The organism is Lysinibacillus sp. NPDC092081 (assembly GCF_044755845.1).
Classification (GTDB): domain Bacteria; phylum Bacillota; class Bacilli; order Bacillales_A; family Planococcaceae; genus Lysinibacillus.
In genome coordinates this window covers 451,787-471,299 of record NZ_JBIVRU010000001.1, presented here as the reverse complement: position 1 = coordinate 471,299, position 19,513 = coordinate 451,787, and the positions used below count along the sequence as shown (strand labels likewise).

General features: G+C 37.8%; 14 protein-coding genes and 1 pseudogene. 7 read left to right on the top strand and 8 right to left on the bottom strand.

What is annotated here, in order from left to right; all coding sequences use genetic code 11:
- The first annotated feature begins 4 nt into the window (after nucleotides 1–4).
- Nucleotides 5–568, top strand: coding sequence for a 5' nucleotidase, NT5C type (locus ACIQLB_RS02440; RefSeq protein WP_400720409.1), 564 nt, complete (start codon nucleotides 5–7; stop codon nucleotides 566–568).
- 452 nt (nucleotides 569–1,020) lie between these two features.
- Here ACIQLB_RS02440 and ACIQLB_RS02435 read toward each other — a convergent pair whose 3' ends face one another.
- From ACIQLB_RS02435 to ACIQLB_RS02415, 5 genes are all read right to left on the bottom strand, one after another.
- Nucleotides 1,021–1,788, bottom strand: coding sequence for an IclR family transcriptional regulator (locus tag ACIQLB_RS02435; RefSeq protein ID WP_400720406.1), 768 nt, complete (start codon nucleotides 1,786–1,788; stop codon nucleotides 1,021–1,023).
- An 80-nt stretch (nucleotides 1,789–1,868) separates the two neighbouring features.
- Nucleotides 1,869–3,011: a CaiB/BaiF CoA transferase family protein gene (locus tag ACIQLB_RS02430; protein WP_400720403.1), complete on the bottom strand. Its 1,143-nt coding sequence runs from the start codon at nucleotides 3,009–3,011 to the stop codon at nucleotides 1,869–1,871.
- A 20-nt stretch (nucleotides 3,012–3,031) separates the two neighbouring features.
- A complete protein-coding gene (locus ACIQLB_RS02425) occupies nucleotides 3,032–3,838 on the bottom strand; it encodes an enoyl-CoA hydratase/isomerase family protein (protein ID WP_400720400.1) in 807 nt (268 codons plus the stop codon).
- 54 nt (nucleotides 3,839–3,892) lie between these two features.
- A complete protein-coding gene (locus ACIQLB_RS02420; protein ID WP_400720397.1) occupies nucleotides 3,893–4,969 on the bottom strand; it encodes an acyl-CoA dehydrogenase family protein in 1,077 nt (358 codons plus the stop codon).
- Entirely contained in the window at nucleotides 4,966–6,120 is a 1,155-nt protein-coding gene (locus ACIQLB_RS02415) for an acyl-CoA dehydrogenase family protein (RefSeq protein WP_400720394.1), read from the bottom strand. Before ACIQLB_RS02415 ends, ACIQLB_RS02420 begins: the two co-directional genes overlap by 4 nt.
- Nucleotides 6,121–6,342: 222 nt before the next feature.
- On the opposite strand from ACIQLB_RS02415, the gene rpoN reads away from it, so the two are divergent.
- The 6 genes from rpoN to ACIQLB_RS02385 all read left to right on the top strand — a co-directional run bounded on the left by rpoN (nucleotide 6,343) and on the right by ACIQLB_RS02385 (nucleotide 14,848).
- Nucleotides 6,343–7,683 (top strand): RNA polymerase factor sigma-54, encoded by a 1,341-nt coding sequence (gene rpoN, locus ACIQLB_RS02410; protein WP_400720391.1) that lies wholly within the window; start codon nucleotides 6,343–6,345, stop codon nucleotides 7,681–7,683.
- A gap of 291 nt (nucleotides 7,684–7,974) precedes the next feature.
- Nucleotides 7,975–9,390, top strand: coding sequence for an amino acid permease (locus ACIQLB_RS02405; RefSeq protein WP_400720388.1), 1,416 nt, complete (start codon nucleotides 7,975–7,977; stop codon nucleotides 9,388–9,390).
- Between the two features lie 161 nt (nucleotides 9,391–9,551).
- Nucleotides 9,552–11,198 carry a sigma-54 interaction domain-containing protein gene (locus ACIQLB_RS02400; protein ID WP_400720385.1) on the top strand — a complete coding sequence of 549 codons (1,647 nt, stop codon included), beginning with the start codon at nucleotides 9,552–9,554 and terminating at the stop codon, nucleotides 11,196–11,198.
- Nucleotides 11,199–11,746: 548 nt separating this feature from the next.
- Nucleotides 11,747–13,075 (top strand): aminotransferase family protein, encoded by a 1,329-nt coding sequence (locus tag ACIQLB_RS02395; protein WP_400720382.1) that lies wholly within the window; start codon nucleotides 11,747–11,749, stop codon nucleotides 13,073–13,075.
- A gap of 38 nt (nucleotides 13,076–13,113) precedes the next feature.
- Nucleotides 13,114–14,511 (top strand): aldehyde dehydrogenase family protein, encoded by a 1,398-nt coding sequence (locus tag ACIQLB_RS02390; protein WP_400720379.1) that lies wholly within the window; start codon nucleotides 13,114–13,116, stop codon nucleotides 14,509–14,511.
- A 67-nt stretch (nucleotides 14,512–14,578) separates the two neighbouring features.
- A complete protein-coding gene (locus ACIQLB_RS02385) occupies nucleotides 14,579–14,848 on the top strand; it encodes a hypothetical protein (RefSeq protein ID WP_400720376.1) in 270 nt (89 codons plus the stop codon).
- Nucleotides 14,849–15,414: 566 nt separating this feature from the next.
- Here ACIQLB_RS02385 and solA read toward each other — a convergent pair.
- The 3 genes and pseudogenes from solA to guaD all read right to left on the bottom strand — a co-directional run bounded on the left by solA (nucleotide 15,415) and on the right by guaD (nucleotide 19,441).
- Nucleotides 15,415–16,536: pseudogene (gene solA, locus ACIQLB_RS02380) on the bottom strand (N-methyl-L-tryptophan oxidase).
- Between the two features lie 130 nt (nucleotides 16,537–16,666).
- On the bottom strand, nucleotides 16,667–18,019 hold the full coding sequence (locus ACIQLB_RS02375; protein ID WP_400720373.1) for a uracil-xanthine permease family protein: 1,353 nt from the start codon (nucleotides 18,017–18,019) through the stop codon (nucleotides 16,667–16,669).
- A 54-nt stretch (nucleotides 18,020–18,073) separates the two neighbouring features.
- Nucleotides 18,074–19,441: a guanine deaminase gene (gene guaD, locus ACIQLB_RS02370; RefSeq protein WP_400720371.1), complete on the bottom strand. Its 1,368-nt coding sequence runs from the start codon at nucleotides 19,439–19,441 to the stop codon at nucleotides 18,074–18,076.
- Nucleotides 19,442–19,513 lie beyond the last annotated feature (72 nt).

The window sequence follows — 19,513 nt, the reverse complement described above, 5'->3', positions numbered from 1 at the left end:
CAACATGAAATTTGGCTTTGATATAGATGACACACTGATAGATTTACGAGCACACGCCTTTGCGCTCTATAATAAAAAACTTAGTAAAAATGTTGCTCTAGAAGCATTTCAAGCTTTGCAAAGAGTTGAAATTCACGAACCTTTTGGTTTAACAGATGCTGAAGGAGCGGCGATGTGGAATAGTTCATTAGAAGAAATTTATTTTACGGATTGTCCTTCTTTTGAGGGAGCGCTAGAGACGCTTCAAGCTTTGGCACAACAGGGACATGACATTTATTATATTACTTCACGTCCTAAACAATATTGTGAGCAAACACGTGAATGGATGAAAGCACAAGGATTTCCAATCACAGAAGGACACTTTTTCTGCGGAATGCAGGATACAGAGAAAGTGGCGATCATCAAAGAACTAGCTTTAGATGTTTATGTAGATGATAAACCAGCTGTATTAGAAACACTGCAAGATGTGAGTACAAAAGTAATTTTAAAAAATCAATCCTATAACAAGCATGTTGAACTGCCACGCTTAAATCATTGGCAAGATTTCTTAAGATTGGTAAATAATTAACTCATCACCATAACGTGTGGTTGATTTCCGTTCCGACCGAGCGCTTTGTTGCTGCCGCTACGCTTTCGCACAGATAAAACATTTGCCGCTGACGCTTCGCTTTCGCGCAGAGCAGAGCTTCTTAGGAGCGTACGATGAGCCGCTTTAGTTGCTGCAGCTACGTTAACACTACGCTTTCGCACAGAAAAAATTCGCTTCGCTGTAGGGTCTCGGGCCAACACGATGTTGGTCACGAAGGCGTTATCACTGGACGTGATGGTTGTAGCCTTCGTTCCTCTATTGCTAATCCCCAAAGAGTCGCCCGGTCTCCATTTCAATCAACTTGTATCAATGGCATACGTTTTAACAAATGTCATCCATAACTTTTGTTGATGAGTCAAATAATTAAAGCACTAAACCCGAATAGAGGGCACTAAAAAAGTGAACCTATTCGGGTTTATTTATTGTTTCAATCAATATAATTGTCTTTCGATTTCTAATGCAACGCTTTGAATAGTTTCAATTAATAAATTTTCATCGTAGTCACTGTAGCGTACTTCTGGTATGACCAGCGTTACGGAAGCGATGATTTGTTGAGAAGCATTTAAAATCGGTGCAGATACAGAGCATGCGCCACGCACACGTTCGCTATTACTTTTCGCAAACCGTTGTAAACGGATATGCTTTAATTCCTTTAACAACTGTTCTTTTGAAAGTATCGTCCTATCAGTGATACGTTCAAGACTTATATTCTCTACATATTCTTCAACATTTGGCATAAATGCGAGCAATATTTTAGATGATGCACCTGCATAAAGGGGAGAGGTGTCACCTACAAACATTTTCGTTGAAAGCGGGTATGTTGAATCATAGTTTAAAATACATCGTCTTTCCAATCCATCAATAATATTCATGGAAACACTTTCGCCGATTTTTTCGTTTAACTTTTTTAAAATAGGTTCGGCGACAATAATAAGACTTGATTCTTCTTTTACTAAATTCCCTAAATACAGAAGTGAATGACCTAATTGATAGCGCTTAGTACGTTCATCTTTGTGTAGAAAGCCTTCGTACACAAAGGTAGAAACGAAGCGTTGTAAACTGGAAATGCTTATCCCTGTTTTTTTACTTAACTCAGTTAGGGAAAGGCTGGGTTCATCTTTTGAGAAAGCTTTTAACACTTTAATAGCTTTGTGCAGCGATGACATTGTATAGTTTTTTTCGAAAATCTCCTGATTCATCCCGTCACCTACGTAATAAAATAATTTTCTTCGACATCCGCCGGAGCATTTATCTTCATAAATTCTATTATAGCGTAATTTTATTTTTGTAGAGAGGACTTTTGGAATTCGTTTGTATGTTCTCCAAGTATCGGTGGTGCTAGTTTATATTGAATAGTTAGATCAGAGAACTTTAACGGGCTTTTGATGAATTTGATTGTACCATATTGTTCGTGCTCTATTTCACCAATCATATCCCGGGCCATAAATTGCGGTTGTTCTAGTGCTTCTGCAATTGTGTTCACACGCCCACCTGGAATTTTGTATTGTTGTAATAAGGTAATCCATTCATCCCGTGTTTTGGTCATTGTCATGTCAGTAATCATCTGAACTAGCTCCGCTTCATGTTGCTTGCGCATCGTATTTGTTATAAAGCGAGGATCATTGGCCCATTCTTCACGTTTCAACATCGTGCAAAACTTTTTAAATTGTCCATCTGTACCAACGCAAATCATTAAGGGGCCATCCGCACAGTGAAATACTTGATACGGCGCAACATTATTATGACGATTACCTTGACGTTCTGAGATAAAACCTGTATTCAAATAAGCGCTTGCTATATTTGCTAAGCTACTCATCTGAACGTCTAATAAAGCTAAGTCAATAAATTGCCCTGTATTTGTTTGATCGCGCATTCGTAAAGCGGCTAAAATACTAATAACGACATAGTTAGAGGTTAAAATATCTGCAATAGGAACACCAACTTTTGTCGCTTCTCCTTCAGGTGACCCAGTGACATGCATTAAACCACTCATTGCTTGAATAACTGGGTCGAAGCCTGGTTCGTGCGCAAGAGGACCAGTTTGACCGAATCCTGTAACTGCACAATAAATGATCCTTGGATTCACTTTTCTTAATTCCTCATAGCTTAGCCCCATCCGCTCCATGTCACCCGTTTTAAAATTTTCGAGGACGACATCGGCATCTTTGACAAGTTCTTTAAATTTTTCTCTGCCATCTATTGTCTTTAAATCTAATGTGATCGATTTTTTATTGCGATTAGCACATAAATAATACGTACTTTGATCATTCACAAATGGCCCCCAATCACGCATACTATCAGAGCCATCTGGATGTTCTACACGGATTACTTCTGCTCCTAAATCGGCCAACATCATGGAGCCAGCAGGGGCAGCATAAACGCGAGATAAATCTAACACTCGAATATTTTCAAGAGGTTGCATTGTTCTTCCTCCTAAATACGTCATTTATAAACAGGCTTACGTTTTTCTACAACTGCGTTTACACCCTCTTTAAAATCATCTAGCTCTGTCACAATAGCCATTTGTGATGAAATGTAATCAAGGGCAGTACGTAAATCCATCCGCTGACTTTGATAAACAGCACGCTTAATGAATTGTAATGTCGTAGTTGGACGACTTGCTAATTCCTTTGCATAAGTCAATGTGTATTCGTCAAGTTCATGGTCTTCTACAACAAATGTCACAACACCTTTGTCTTTTGCTTCATCAGCAGTTAATACACGGGCTGTCCAGAACATGTCCAATGCTTGATCGATGCCGATTAATTTTGGTAAATAATAAGCGCCACCGTCGCCCGGTACGATCGCAACGTTAATGTAGCTTTCTGAAATCTTCGTAGATTTTGCAGCAATCCGTATATCGCACATTAAGGCCATATCAAGTCCTGCCCCCATTGCAAACCCATGTACCTGTGCAATAACGGGCTTATCGATTTCTTCAAGGAGAAGGGGGATACGTTGAATCTTTTTCCAAAGAGAATTTTTTCGTGCTAATCCTGTAGAAGAGATATCGTCCTCGCTTTGGAAAAATCCTTCACCAGCTTGCATCGCCTTAATATCCCCACCAGCGCAAAATGATTTTCCATTACCTTTTACGATGACAACACGAATATCCTCTGAATCACGAACAGTTTCAAGGGCTTCAATCCATTTAGCGATCATCTCTTCACTAAAAGCATTGTACGCCTCAGGTCTATTTAATGTAATTGTGGCAACATGGTCTCGCACTTCAAAAAGTAAATCAGTCATTGAAAACACTCCTTATCATGTCATTAGTAGTTAGTCACAAATTAATTAAAACTCTTATCCTTCTACTTTAAGTAGGGGAGAGCTTGCGCTAAACGAAGTTAAATATTCCCATAGACTATCTCCACTATTTTCCAATAGTTGTGTTGCAACCAAATTAGTCCAATAAGAGGTGCTGGCTCCTTCATCGCGCCATGACCAAAGTCTGCGTGTAAATTGATGCAAACTATGCTCGTGTGTCGTACCAATTGCAGCGTGTACTTGATGCGCAATTGTTGTCACTGCTTGAATAATTTCTTCGAAACGAATGCGGGCGTATGCAACTTCACTATTTTGATTGTTCATCTGAAGGGCTTCGGTTACATTATTAAATGCTGCTAAGGCGATCGCCGTTTCACCTGCTAAATGTACAATATGTTGTTGAACGAGCTGGAAGCGATGAATCGGTCGACCGAATTGCTCACGTTCTTTCGTATATTGAACAGTTAAATCATTTATTTTATCGACGGCACCAGTCATCAGTGCTAATTGAAAAGCTGAATGGAGTGTTGTTATAGCGTGTACCTTGTCAGGAGATAACACAGCAGATATTTGTGAAACTGTAGCGTGATGGAATATTACGGTATCACGCGGTTCTCCTGCTAAATTCGTATCTAACTTAATTTCAGCTTGGCTTAAATCTATTTCTACAAGATGTGTACCTTCCGTGCTATAGGCAAGTGTTACAAGGTGTTTTGTATGACGTGCCCAAGGGATTTGAATCGCCTCTCCCGTTAATTTGCCATTCTCTAACGTAAAGGCATGGTTAGGGCATAGCATATACGTCGCCAAATCCTCAATTACTTGTAAACTAGTAAACTCCAATAAATAATTTGCAAATGTTGTTTCTGCAAATGGGATCGGTGCAGCGTATTTTCCTGTTAAACGAACAATATTCAATAAATCCTCGATGTCGCCACCTGCACCGCCATTTTCTTCTGTAATGGCTACAGCTGTCATACCGTTTTCTTTAAACAAATCCCATAGTTCTGGTGCCCAATGACCTTGTTCCACTGTATCGACTAACTCTTTATCGACTTTTTCTTTTAACATGCGCTCTACAACATCAAGAATCATATCTTTCATTTCACTCATTGTGCTATAACCCCTTTCGCTACAACGCCATACAATACTTCTGAAGTTCCTCCTCGAATAGTAAAACCTGGTGCATGTAAAATAGATTCAGCCATAAAGCGATCGATTTTACGATGCGCGTCAAGTGTAGGATAAGTCTGTACGATTAAGCGTGTGATTTCAGGAATACTTTGCTCAAATTTCGTACCGAGTGCCTTCACAAGCGCAGCAGGAATAGATACGTCTTCACTATTACCAGATTCTAAAAGCTGGGCTACTCCAATTGACAAATTACGTAGACCCCAAAGACGAGCTACTATTTTAGACGCTTGCTGTAATCCTTCTAAATTGTTCTGGCGCTTTAACTCTTGAATAAGCTCATCGATTAATGGGAACGTACTCAATATTCGCTCTGGACCACTGCGCTCAAAGGCAAGCTCTGCTAATCCTTGAGCCCAACCATTACCGATCTCTCCAACAACCAGATTGTCAGGTACAAAAACATTGTCAAAGAACACTTCGTTGTAATGGTGTTCACCAGTTAAAAATTTAATAGGAACAATGGTTACCCCTTCCGCATGTAAATCAACAATCAACTGACTAAGCCCTGCATGTTTACTTTTGCCATCAAAAGGACTAGTCCGTACTAAAGTCACCATATAGTGGCAAAGGTGAGCATTACTCGTCCATATTTTTTGACCGTTGATAATCCATCCTCCCTCTACTTTTTCAGCACGTGTGCTAACCGAAGCGAGGTCAGAGCCACTATTTGGTTCACTTAAACCTATGCCGAAGTAGCATTCACCTTTCACGATTTTCGGTAAGAAATTTTCACGCTGCTCTTCTGTTCCATATCGTAAAAGAAGTGGTCCTGTTTGGCGATCAGCAAACCAATGTGCTGCAACCGGAGCACCAACAGCTAAAAATTCCTCCGTTAAAATATATCGATCAATGGTACTCCTTTCTTGACCGCCATATTTTTTAGGCCATGTTAAGCCAATCCAACCTTTTTGACCAATTAATTTAGAGAATTCAGGATCATCTCCACTTAGCCAAGAGTCACATTTAGGCGTGAAAGTTCCTTTTGCTAATTCATCCTGTAGAAACGTTCGAACATCTAAGCGAAATTGCTCCTGCTCTTGTGTAAATTGCACAGTTGGTAAATGAAACATTTGATCACTCCTTTAATTTTACCGTAATGTGGTAACTATTATTGTATATGTGTATTTTATGATCACTTATAACTGTAGTCAATCACTTTTTTGGAATTATTAGAAAATTTTTATGAGTGGAGTGATAAACTAAGTATTGAAAATGAAAAAACGGTGAAAAAATGGAAAAATACAGAATAAACATGTTACTATGTAGAAAATTCTGTAATGGAGGTGTGGGGTATGCAAATAGCTATCAAAACTTCCCCAAAAATAATGCAAGTGTTATCACCACAATTAGTACAGCATTTAGAAATACTGCAATATTCAACAAATGAGCTAGAGCAATATATTTATGATAAGGCTTACGAAAATCCACTGTTAGTTGTCACGGATGCGACAGTAAAAATGCAATATGAGGAAATTATGCAACTAGCAAGCTATTCCGATAAGCGTTATTCTGCGCAATATTATGGGACGGAAAATAATAATTCATTTAACCCTATTGAAATGAAGCTTGCAGTAAAGGAAAGCTATGAGCAGTTTTTATTGGAACAAGTACCTATGCATAAAAATCTAACTTCTATAGATTTAAAAATCTTAACGTTTTTAATCCAATCTTTAGATGAGCGTCTTTTTTTAGATGTTGATGTAGAAATTGTTGCTAATAAATGTGAAACAAATATTTTGCATGTAGAGGCACTATTGGACTTATTACAAACTTTCGAGCCAGTAGGAGTAGGGTCACGTAATTATAAGGAGTTTTTACTCATTCAGATAGACAGCGATGCGTTTGCACCAAAATTGGCCTCTCGATTTATCGAAACGGATTTAGAGCTAGTGGCTGCACAGGCTATTAAACAGTTAAGTAAAAAGTATAAAACGTCTCTACATGACGTGAAGAAAACTGTCAACTATATAAAAAATTTAAAACCAGTGATCACAGGAGATAAATTCAATGAGATTCCATATGTCATGCCAGAAGTTGAAGTAGAAAGAATAGGAGAGGAATGGTTAATTAAATTAAATCGTGGATATTTACCGATTGTTACTATCGATAAACATTATGTTGAAATGCTAAAAAATGATCCGAATTGTAAAACATATTTTAAAGATACAATGAAAGATGCTCTTTTATTATTACAAGGAATTGAACAACGTGATAAAACACTGTACGAATTAGCTAGAATACTAGTGGAATTGCAAGAGGATTTTTTCCATAAAGGCATGGAGGCATTGAAGCCTATGCGGTTAAAAGATGTAGCGGACATTTTAAATCTACATGTATCAACGATTAGTCGGGCTGTGCGTGGAAAATATATAAAGACCTCTCATGGTGTGTATGCTTTCCAATCGTTATTTACAAAAGGAGTAATGAATATTTCTGGAAAAATGGATTCTATTATGTATATTAAAAAGCGGCTCAAACAGTTGATCGAGGGAGAGGAAAGACAGAAGCCTTTAACTGATCAGCAACTTACACATACTTTAAGTGCTGAAGGTATCCAAATATCCAGACGGACAGTAGCGAAGTACAGGGAAGAGATGAATATTATGAGTTCATTTAATCGAGTATATGAATAAGATAGATGATGTAAATAAACTATTAATGATGCATTTTTACATCAATATTTAAAAACCGCATTTGAAAAGATTCATAGATTTTCTTAACTAAGTAATTTTAATGCTCATCAGCATAGCGTAAGGTGATAAGACAGTTTTTAAATAACAACAATAGATGTACAGATTGGAAATTTTTTGAGATTTTTAATAATTGAATAGGTTTGGCATCAGAATTGCTCATTAAACGCTAGACATTGAAATAGAAGAAAGGGGCTAGTAAATGTCTACATAAAACACTAAAGGGGTGGTTTAATGGGGGCTTTGCAAAAATCATTGAAAACACGGCATATTACAATGATCTCCATTGGGGGGGTTATTGGTACAGGGCTCTTCGTAGGGACAGGAAAAAATATTTTAAGTACCGGTCCAGCGGCGGTGATTTCATATGCGATTGCATGCTTACTTATAGTTCTGATCATGCAAATGGTTGGGGAAATGGCATCAGGAGAAATAGTATTAGGAAAGAAATCAGGAGGTTCGGCAGAGCTAGGTTCATTTGCTTCCTATGCAGGGAAATATATTGGTCCATGGGCAGGGTTTACAGTAGGTTGGCTTTATTGGGCAAGCTGGGTATTTATTGTGGGGTTAGAAGCGGCACTCATAGGGGGAATGCTGCATAATTGGTTTCCGATGATACCAACATGGCTAGGAAGCGTAGGCATCACATTATTGATGACAATTGTTAATATTTATTCAGTAAAATCGTTTGGTGAATTTGAATATTGGCTGTCCTTCGTTAAAGTTACGGCAATTATTGTATTTTTAGTTGTTGGTATAGCTATGATTTTAGGGATTTGGCCAAATTATGAACCGAAGGGGATAGGGATTTTAACGGAATTCGGTGGATTTGCACCAAATGGAATTGTCCCGATTTTTACGGCAATTGTCTTTGTTATATTCTCGATTTGTGGTGCTGAGGTTGCAGCCATCGCGGCAGCAGAGTCTGAAAATCCAGCGAAAAATATTGTCCGCGCCATTCGTAATGTTGTCTTTCGATTAGGTTTATTTTTTGTAGGTTCAGTAGCCATTATGGTTTTAATTATCCCTTGGAATGATACAAAAACGTTGGCAGCGCCTTATGCAAATATTTTATCGATGGCAGGGCTTCCAATTGCTGCACAACTTATTCAAATAGTCATTTTTATTTCACTAATCTCTGTTTTGAATTCTGCTCTTTATACTAGCTCACGTATGTTACTTGAAATGTCACGTCAAGGCGATGCACCTAAAATATTCTCGCAAATTAAAAATCGTCGAGGTGTGCCTGTACCAGCTGTTATTGGTAGTACAGTAGTAGCGTATATTTGTGCGATGCTATACTTCATTTCCCCTGAAGTAATTTTCTACTTTTTGGGTAATTGCGTTGGAGGATTAATGATTGCAGTTTATATTTTTATAGCTATTTCACAAATTCGTTTCCGGCGTTATTATGACAAAGTTTCAGATGAGCCATTATCGATTAGAATGTGGCTGTTTCCATATTTATCGTATGTGACAATTGGTATTTTAACAGTTGTTTATTTATGCCAAGCCCTCATCGAATCTTTACGTTCACAATTCTATTTAAGTACATTTGTATTAATTGGCTCAGTTGTGTTGTTCATGATTATGCGAAAGCTGTCGACAAGACCAGCGGAGCAAATAGAGGAAAAACTAGCCTCAGAGTAGAATACTATAAAATACAAAAAATTCGCGATATTTCTGCGAGAGATCAAGCCATGAAAGAATTAAAAGGTGCTTTAATACCTTTTAGGCTTACAGATGCCCCGTAGAAAGAGCGGATTTTTTTTATGAAAAAGTTCTTTAAAGTTCAAGAGGGAGTGATCTAGATGTCGATAACTCAACTACATAAAGATGAGCATTTTTTTATTGTAAAAAATGATGAGGTAATGATTAAAAGTGATATCCAAATAGAGCTTCTTGAAAAAATAATAATAAAATATAGTGAAGGAATAGAAACCTTTGAGGTTGAAGGGTATTTCGTTCATGTATTAGAGACTTCGCAAGGTAGTTTATTTCATGTCAAACCATACATGCAGTATAGCTATATAGATTTTATGAACCCATTGTCAATTAAAGTATTAAACTCCATATCCGATGGCGTTACAGTATGTGATAGCGATGGCAAAATTTTATTCCAAAACGATATTGATATTGAAATTGTAGGCATTGATTTAATGGGTAGATACGCACAAGACGTCATCGCTGAAGGATTAATGAGTGATTCCATTTCGATGAAAGTAATTGAATCAAAAGAAAAAGTAACTATTTTACAGACGTTCATTAATGGCAAATGCTTTTTAGTTTCGGGTAAGCCAATATTTGATGAAGACGGTGAATTACAATACGTAGTAGCAATTACACGTGATATGACACAATTGAAACTGTTAGAGAAAGAAGTAAAAAAATTAGAAGTTCAAAATGAGAACTTTAAAAATAAGCTACATGCCTTACATAATAAAGAAACAACAAAAAGTAGTTTAATAGCTGTATCTTCAGCAATGATGCAGGTTATAAAGCGAGTTATGAGAGTTGCAGAGGTAGACTCAACTGTGTTAATTGGTGGTGAGTCGGGCGTAGGTAAAGAAGAGATCACAAAGCTTATTCATGCAAATAGCCGACGTCACAATAAGCAAATATTAACGATTAACTGTAGTGCAATCCCTGAGAATTTATTAGAATCTGAACTTTTTGGCTATGAGGCAGGAGCATTTACAGGTGCATTAAGAGGTGGTAAGGCAGGGTTATTTGAGATTGCATCAGGTGGTACAGTGTTTTTAGATGAAATTGGAGAGATGCCCTTATTACTGCAGGCGAAATTATTACGTGTGCTCCAAGAATCAGAGGTTCAGCGTCTAGGTAGTGGAAAGCCTATTCCTATTGATGTACGCATAATCGCTGCGACAAACCGAAATTTAGCGGAGATGGTGAGGCAAGGTAATTTTCGTGAGGATTTATATTATCGGTTAAATATTATCCCGATTGAAATTCCTCCTTTAAGACACCGTCGTCAAGATATCATCCCACTAGTCAACCATTTTTTAGCTATTGTTGAAGAAAAATACGGTATTCATCGGACAATTGAGTCATCGGCCATGAAAATATTAGAGTCTTATGATTGGCCAGGAAATGTACGTCAACTTAAAAATATGGTGGAGCGTATTTGCTTACTAGCAACGCAGCCAGAAATAACAGCATTTATTGTGCAACAAGAGTTAGATAGTAACCCAACTATTATACGTGATCTAGAAGATCCTGTAGAAATACAAAGCATCCAGGAACAAGTTGTATCCCCGAAGTTTGGTGGTATTTTAAAGGAGCAAGTAGCTGCGTTTGAAAAGCAGATTATTAAGGAAGCTCTATCTAAATATCCGAGTATCAGGCAAGCTGCTAAAACACTTGGCTGTGATCAGTCAACATTAGTACGTAAAATACAAAAATTCCAATTAACGAAACAAATTTCATATGAGGATTAGTGATGTATTTTTGCATCAAAATTTCATTTATGCACAATAAGCTGTAATATCGCAATATTCATTAATTAATACAAGGAAAATGATGAAATGCATCATTGATATGTTAATAGATTTTAGAAGGAAAGAGGCATTTTTAACAAAGAAAGAGTCTCTTTTTCATTTTGTAACAGTTTATGAAGCAATAAATGAAAAAAATATTGCTACATTTTCATGACGTGGGGTTGATTTCCGTTCCGGCTGGGCGCTTTCCTGGGGGCGTCCGATGAGCCGCTTCGCTGCGCTGCAGGGTCTCGGGCCAACACGAAGGCGTTATCACAGGACGTGATGCTTTTAGCCTTCGTTCCTCTAAATCGCTGATCCCCAAGGAGTCGCCCAACCTCCACTCCAATCAACTTATATTAATTGGCATTCATTTTAACAAAATCATTCCTTTCTTTTAGAAGTGAGTCAAAAAAATTACAATGCCTTAAAGAATTTTTTCATCAGTTGGCATGAGAATTGCTACTAAAAAAATGTATGAAATTTTAAACGAAAAGAGGTTGGCATTTATGACAATTCAACTAAAAGAAGAGCTAAAAACGTTAGATCAAAAACATTTTCTACACCCAACAACGTCGATTGAGCAACAACAAACACAAGGTCCTGCAGCCATTTTTACAGAGGGCAATGGCATTTATTTAAAAGATATAGAAGGAAATATCTACATTGATGGCATGTCTTCTTTATGGAATGTAAATATCGGACATGGCCGTAAAGAAATTGCCGAAGTGGCGAAGGAACAAATATCTACATTAGCATTTAGTTCCTGCTTCGCATCATTTAGCAATGAACCAGCAATTCGTTTAGCGACGAAAATCGCTTCTTTAACTCCGGGAGACTTAAATACTGTATTTTTCACTTCAGGCGGTTCAGAGTCGAACGATACAGCGATTAAATTAGCTCGTCATTACTGGTTACTAAAAGGGCAGCCAGAGCGTCAAAAAATTATCTCTCGTACACATTCATACCATGGTGTAGCTATGGGGGCTACAAGTGCGACAGGCTTACAAGCATTTCGTGACTTTACCAATTCACATGCCCCTGATTTCCACTATGTATACAGCGAATCCGTACGTAATTTACGTGAAACGATTGAAGTGTTAGGCCCAGAGACTGTAGCCGCATTTATTTCTGAGCCCGTACAAGGGGCAGGTGGAGTTAATATTCCACAAAAAGATTACTTTAAAGAAGTGCGAAATATTTGTGATGAGTACGGTATTTTATTCATAGCAGATGAAGTCATTACTGGGTTTGGTCGTACAGGTAAATTTTTCGGTATGGAGCATTACGGCGTAGTGCCAGATATGATGTCGTTCGCAAAAGGAGTTTCAAGTGGTTATGTTCAACTTGGTGGTGTGGCGATATCCGAAACAATTCATCAAGATTTATGTGAGCTTTCTAAAGGGACATTAATGCACGGATATACTTACAGCGGTCATGCACTTGCTTGCCAAGTTGGATTGAAAAACATAGAAATCCTTGAGCAAGAAAATCTCGTTGAAAATGCTGCAAACATGGGGGATGCCATGTTAGAAGGATTCCGAGCGCTGCAAGAAAAATATAGCTTTATCGGCCGTGTGCGTACGCTTGGATTACTTGGAGCCATTGAATTAGTGAAGAGCCGTGAGACGGGTGAATTGTTTGAGATGGCTCTTAGTCCGATTTTTGTTCAGGAAACGATGAAACGAGGATTGATTCTACGAACGGTTACGTATGATCAAGATACAGTTGTTTTTTCTCCACCTCTCATTTTATCAAAAGTAGAGCTAGATGAAATGTTACGTATTTTAGACGAGACATTTGAGCATATACGTAAAACAATTGTCGAAAAAAATTAATGTCAGTGGAAATGATGATTATTTGAAGGAGGAGTTTTATGACAACGATCGTTAGAGAAATACGAGAACAATTTAATCCAGCGAAACCATCTCAATGTATAGGCCAAGTTGAGCTTTTGACAATAGATGAAACGAAAGACGTTATCGTTGCAGCTCAGAAAGCATTTGAAGGTTGGAAAAATACGTCTTCTGTTACACGTGGAGAAATATTACGCGTGACAGCAGACTTGCTTGAGAAAAATATTGATAAAGTAGCTGAAATAGCTTCGAGTGAAATGGGTAAAACGAAAAATGAAATGCTTGGTGAGGTGAAACGTGGCGCTTCCATTTTACGTTATTTTGCACAAGAAGGGATGCGGGCAACAGGTGAGGTGTTACCGTCAGCCAATGAAGCGAAATTACTGTACACAATGCGGGTACCACTTGGTGTCGTTGCTACCATCACTCCTTGGAATTTTCCTGTCGCTATTCCTCTATGGAAAATTGCACCTGCATTAGTGTACGGCAATACGGTAGTTTGGAAGCCTTCTATTGAAAGCGCTTTAACAGGTAAATTAATAGGAGAATTATTTGAACAGGCAGGCTTACCCAAAAACGTGTTAAATGTTGTACAAGGCCATGGTTCAAAAGTGGGGCAGGTATTATTGGAGGCACCTGAAGTAAAGGCAATTACATTTACAGGTTCAAATAGTGTAGGGCAAAGTATTTTAGATACTGCTGGGTCAACTAATAAAAAAATTCAGCTCGAACTTGGAGGCAAAAATGCAGCGATCATTCTAGCTGACGCCAATATCAATCAAGCTGCAAAATTAACGATTGAAGGTGCGATGAAGCAAACGGGCCAGCGTTGTACAGCAACTAGTCGAGTTTACATCGAGGAAGCAGTTTATGAAAAGGTAGTAGAGCAGTTAATGGCAGAAGCTAAAAAAATTGAAGTTGGTGTCACGATGGGTCCGGTATCATCCAAAGGGCAATATGACTCTATCTTAAGCGCTATCGAAAAAGCAAAATTAGAGGGAGCGGAGCTTGTATTTGGTGGTGGTCCTACAAAAGGCATTTTAGAAGGATACTATATAGATCCAACAATCTTTACGAATGTAACACATGAGATGTCGATCGCCCATGAAGAGATTTTTGGACCAGTTTTAGCTGTCATCAAAGTAAAAGATTATGAAGAAGCGATTCGATTATCGAATGATTCGGATTTTGGATTGAGTGCTTCTATTTATACAAATAACATTCCAAAAGCATTTGATTTTATTAACCGGAGTGAAGTTGGACTTGTACAAGTTAACGATGAAACGGGTGGGGCAGAGCCTCAAGCACCGTTTGGAGGAATGAAAAACTCAAGTACCGGTGCCCGTGAGCAGGGGCAGGCAGCGAAAGAGTTCTTTACAACGTTTAAAACAATTACGATTGGCACGAAAAGTGAGTAAAAAGTTTAAGTTGAAAGAAATTTAGGATAGAAAATAAAAAAATATACGTCACATATGCCTCGGTGTAATGACCCAGATTTTTCTTAAATTGTACGCAATAACTTTAAAAAAATCTGGGGTATCTGCTCGAGGCATTTACTTTATACTCAAAAATGATTTGGGATTTAAAATTTATTACACGAAAGAAGGTAGAGCTACGGAACAAAGTCGTTTAGCAATTGATGTCAGTGGAACGTTTACGGATGTATTTGTTTTTAATGAAGAGACGGGAGAGCAATACCGAGAGGCGATGCACCACAGCTGCCACGGTGAGAAACGTTCTTTAACCTATTGGTGAACAAACATAACGTTCTAGTGCAATTTGATTAAGTGTCAATTAAAACTTTAATCATAAATAAGTGTATGCAAATTTTTTAATGTCGAGTAATGCATATACTATGAAAAACATTACTACATAACCTAAAAACTCTAAAGATAAAGAGTTGTTGTTTAATATTCCGATATTACTTAGAATTTTTTGAATTACCAATGTAAGTAACATAGCCAATCCAATCATTAAAAGCTTACGGAGCAATAGTATCACATACCATTCTAGTTACAGAATTTTTTTGTTTCTATATGCATGTCAAAATTTTTGTGTATACCAATCTAATTATTTATCAGCTGACTAAGTAATACCAGCGCCCAAAATAAAATGGTGGTATATATTCAATAGTCGAATATAAACCTAAATTTAAGCTATTTACCAATATCTTATGTTTTATTCTATCATGGTATTGTAACTTCATGACCACAAATAAACCACAATTTTCACAACAGCAGATTGTTTGCTTCTATAGCTGGTTGCAAGTAAAAAGGAATGTGTCTCCACTAACTTTTGAGACACAATCCTTTGATGGTTTTTTATTTCGTAAAACGACTTAGCTTAAAGAGAGAGAAGTCCTGTTTACTCTTTCCATGTAGAGTAAGATCAGCTAATACTTCACCAACTGCGCTACTAAATTTAAAACCATGCCCTGAGAAGCCCGCTGCAATGATAATATTTCGATGCTCAGGTAATCAATCAATAATGAAATCTTCATCTGGTGTCATCGAATATTTACATGTTTTTCCGAATTTCAATGCACCATGCTGAGGCATAAAATGATTGATAAAGTTTTGTAAATCTAGTGCATCCTGTTCGTCGAAGGGGCGTAGCGGATCGTTTGGATTGATAGCCTCACCGCCATCATGTCTGCCAAGCTTCAGGCCAGCTCCATCAATACTTGGAAAACCATAGTATGCGGAATCAGCAAATTCAAAACAATAGGCCGGGAAAACGTCTTCATGATACAGTTGCTCATCAGCTTCAAACCATGCAAAGGTTTTTCTCGTCGGTGTAACGGGAATGGTGATGTCCATTGTTTGAAGTAACTCAGTTGCCCAGGCACCCGCTGTTACGATTAAATGCTTTGCTTCGTAAATGCTATTTGCTGTTTGAACACGTATCATGTGTCCAGCTTCGATGTTCTGCACTTTTTCATTTGTATGTAAGGTTGCCCCAGCCTCAAGAGCTAATTTTTTATAAGCGCGAATGCAGGCTTCTACACGAAGGACACCAGCAGTAGGCTCAAAGCAAGCTACAAAGTTTTCGGGTAAAGATAATCCAGACCATTTTTCCATTGCGCCAGCCGCAGAATACTGTTCTAATGCTAAATCATAGAGCTTAGCACTAGTTTTTACATTTTGAATAAAAGAATGGGTCTCTTCACCGACATTTATTACACCTGTTTGTAAAAATAAGACTTCATCGGTTAACGTTTCAAGTTCTCTCCATAATTCGCCTGCTCTTTTGACAAAAGGTACATAGCTAGCTCCTTCACCATACGCAAAGCGAATAATTCTTGTTTCCCCATGATGGCTACCTTCTTCGTGAGGTGGATTAAAGGCATCAAGCATCAAGACATTTTTTCCTGCTTTCGCTAAATGATAGCCTGCTGCCATCCCCATCGATCCTGCACCAATTACAATCACGTCGTATATCATTTTAATCCCTACTTTTTTGCTCTAGTATAACAAAATAAAAGAAAATAGGACAGAAATTTCAGAAAAATATTTTGAATAAGAAAAATGCACAATCTCTTAGGAATAGGAGATTGCGCATGGACTTTAAAGGCTATTTAGTACTAGGTAATACTTTGTTTAACAATATGGCTACTATAGCTGCTGTTGCTATTGGAGAGCCGAATAAGTATTGAACTGTTGTTGGTAATGAGTATAAGAAATCTTTAGGAAGTAATGTTAGAGCTAATGTTAAAATCACCGGTACAGCGATTACATACATTTCCTTTTCACCGATGCTTTCATTTTTCATTACTTGTAAACCACTGATGGCAATAATGCCACAAACGATAACGAATACACCACCGATAACTGCTGAAGGAATAGCAGAAATAAGAGCAGCTAGTTTACCAGAGAAGCCGAATAAAATAAACCAAAAACCTGCAGCAATAAAAACACGTCGACTTGCAATACCTGTAATCGATATCACACCTGCATTTGTTGAATAGCCAGTGACAGGAGTTGAGCCTAGTAATGATGCAATAAAACAGCCAATTCCTTCGCCGATAACCCCACGATTAATTTGTTTATCAGTTAAGGGTTTATCGATGACGTTACTCACTGCAAACCATGTACCTGTTGTTTCTGCCATTAAGACGATATAAATAATCACCATTGTAATGATGGCAGAAAAATTAAACGTGAAGCTGAAATCTGCAAATGGAACTTGAGGCATACTAAACCATTTTGCTTGTGACACTGCTGATAAATCTAAAACACCCATAATATTTGCGGCAATACAGCCTGCAATTAAAGCGATGATTACTGAAGCGATACGAAATACGCGGCCTTTATTATTAAAGACAGAACCTAGCATAACGCAAAGGATTAGAACGATAGCTGAAGTTAAAGCTAAATAGATGTTTTGGTTAATAGATGCACCTGCCGCATCAAAAATGTTATTACTTAAACCTACAGGCATTAATGAAAGACCGACCACAAAGATAATTGTTCCTCCGACAATTGGCGGAATGAAAGTTTTCACGATTTTATTGAATATACCTGTAAAACCTAAAATAATAACTAAGATGGCGCCGACTAAGCTTGCTCCTAGCACAGTACTCCAACCAAGATCTCCACTACCACTCGCTGCATAAATACCTACAATGGCACCGATTGGAACATATGACGGACCTTGTGCTATCGGTAACTTCATGCAAAAGTGAGTTTGAATAATCGTTGCAACCCCTACCGCAATGAAAGTCGATTGAATCAATGCACTTGATTGACCTGATTGTAAACCGATTAACATGGCAATTAAGAAAGGTACTACGTAGACATCCATTGCCATGACGTGCTGTAAACCAAGTAGGGCGGATTGACCGAGTGATACCTTTTCATCTGGTAAAACTGTTAACTGCTGAGTTTTCATTTTATCGTTAGCTAATTTGTTATGTTGCGTTTCCACTAAGATGTACACCTCAAAGTTGTAAATTTTTTAATTTTTTATGCAAAAGGTTATTTACGCTCTAGCGTGAACTTTATTTCCTTGTACCCAAACTTCACGGATATTTTCAGGGCGCACGAGATACATAATTTTTTGGAAGATATCCTGTAAATCTTCCTTGTTATCAAAAATAGGAAGTTTTGCAGAAGGTATTTTAGTATCGATGATTTGTACATCCCATGTGTAGTTTTCTTGTAATCGACCAACGGGTAGGCTTAAGCTTTCTCCGCCGCCTGCTGTTGCTAAATAAAATGCTTCATTAATCGTAATACGTGAATTTGGGACACCTCTTTTTTCAGCAGGAAGAGATGTATCGACACCGTCTTCTAGCATTCTAGACGATATGACTGCTTGTCTAGCATTATCGAATAGACTAGGTGAAAAACCGCCAGAAATATCTGATCCTAATCCGATATCAACGCCTTTTTCATGGAAGCGGGCAATGGGAATGACGCTATTTGCAAAATAAGCGTTAGAAATTGGACAATGACCAATCGCTGTGCCTGTTTCAGCAAATAACTGTGCATCATCATCATTTAAGAAATTACAATGTGCCATCACAGATTTATCGCCTAATAGACCAAAGTCATGTAAGGCAAAGGCATCATTTTTCTTAAAACGTTCCTTTACGTAGCCATGCTCCCAATCGCTTTCACTACAATGTGACTGGATATGTGTATCATATTTTGCAGCTAATTCTCCTAAACCTTTTAAAGCATCGTCCGTACAGCTTGGAATAAAGCGTGGTGTTACAACTGGATAAACACCTTGTTTCGTTGATTTGGCTAATTCCTTCACAGCTAAAATAAATTCTTCTGTATCTTTTAGTGCACTTTGAGTATTTGCATCTCGATAATAGTTTGGATTTTGTTCAGAGTCATCCATCACAACTTTTCCAACTAGACCACGTTGACCTTTTTCAGCACAAATTTTCGCTAATAGCAGGCTTGCTTCTTTATGGACAGTTGCAAAATAGAGCGATGTAGTCGTTCCATTGGCAAGAAGAGTATTTACTAAATCTTCATAGACCTCTTGTGCAAACTCTAAATCGGAGAATTTGGATTCGATAGGGAAGGTGTATGTGTTTAGCCAGTCATAAAGTGGAATATCTAATGCAGTTCCAGCTTGTGCCCATTGCGGTGCATGAACATGCAAATCGACAAAGCCTGGGAAGAAATATTGTCCATCAGCTAATTGATGAAAATTTTCTTGATGCTGATATGTAGTTAGTAAATTTTGATAATCTGCATGATCAGGAGCTACTGTTTTCTCAATCATTCCTTCAGCATTAATGAAGAATAAATAATCCTTTAAAATTTGTACTTCAGTAGGAGACTTACTTGAAAAAGCTGTGCCTTTAAAAATTAACGTATATTCAGTCATAAAAACCACCTTAATGTTCGTGTATTGATGAATGTATGGATTATTATAGGTCATTTAAATTGATTCGTCTAT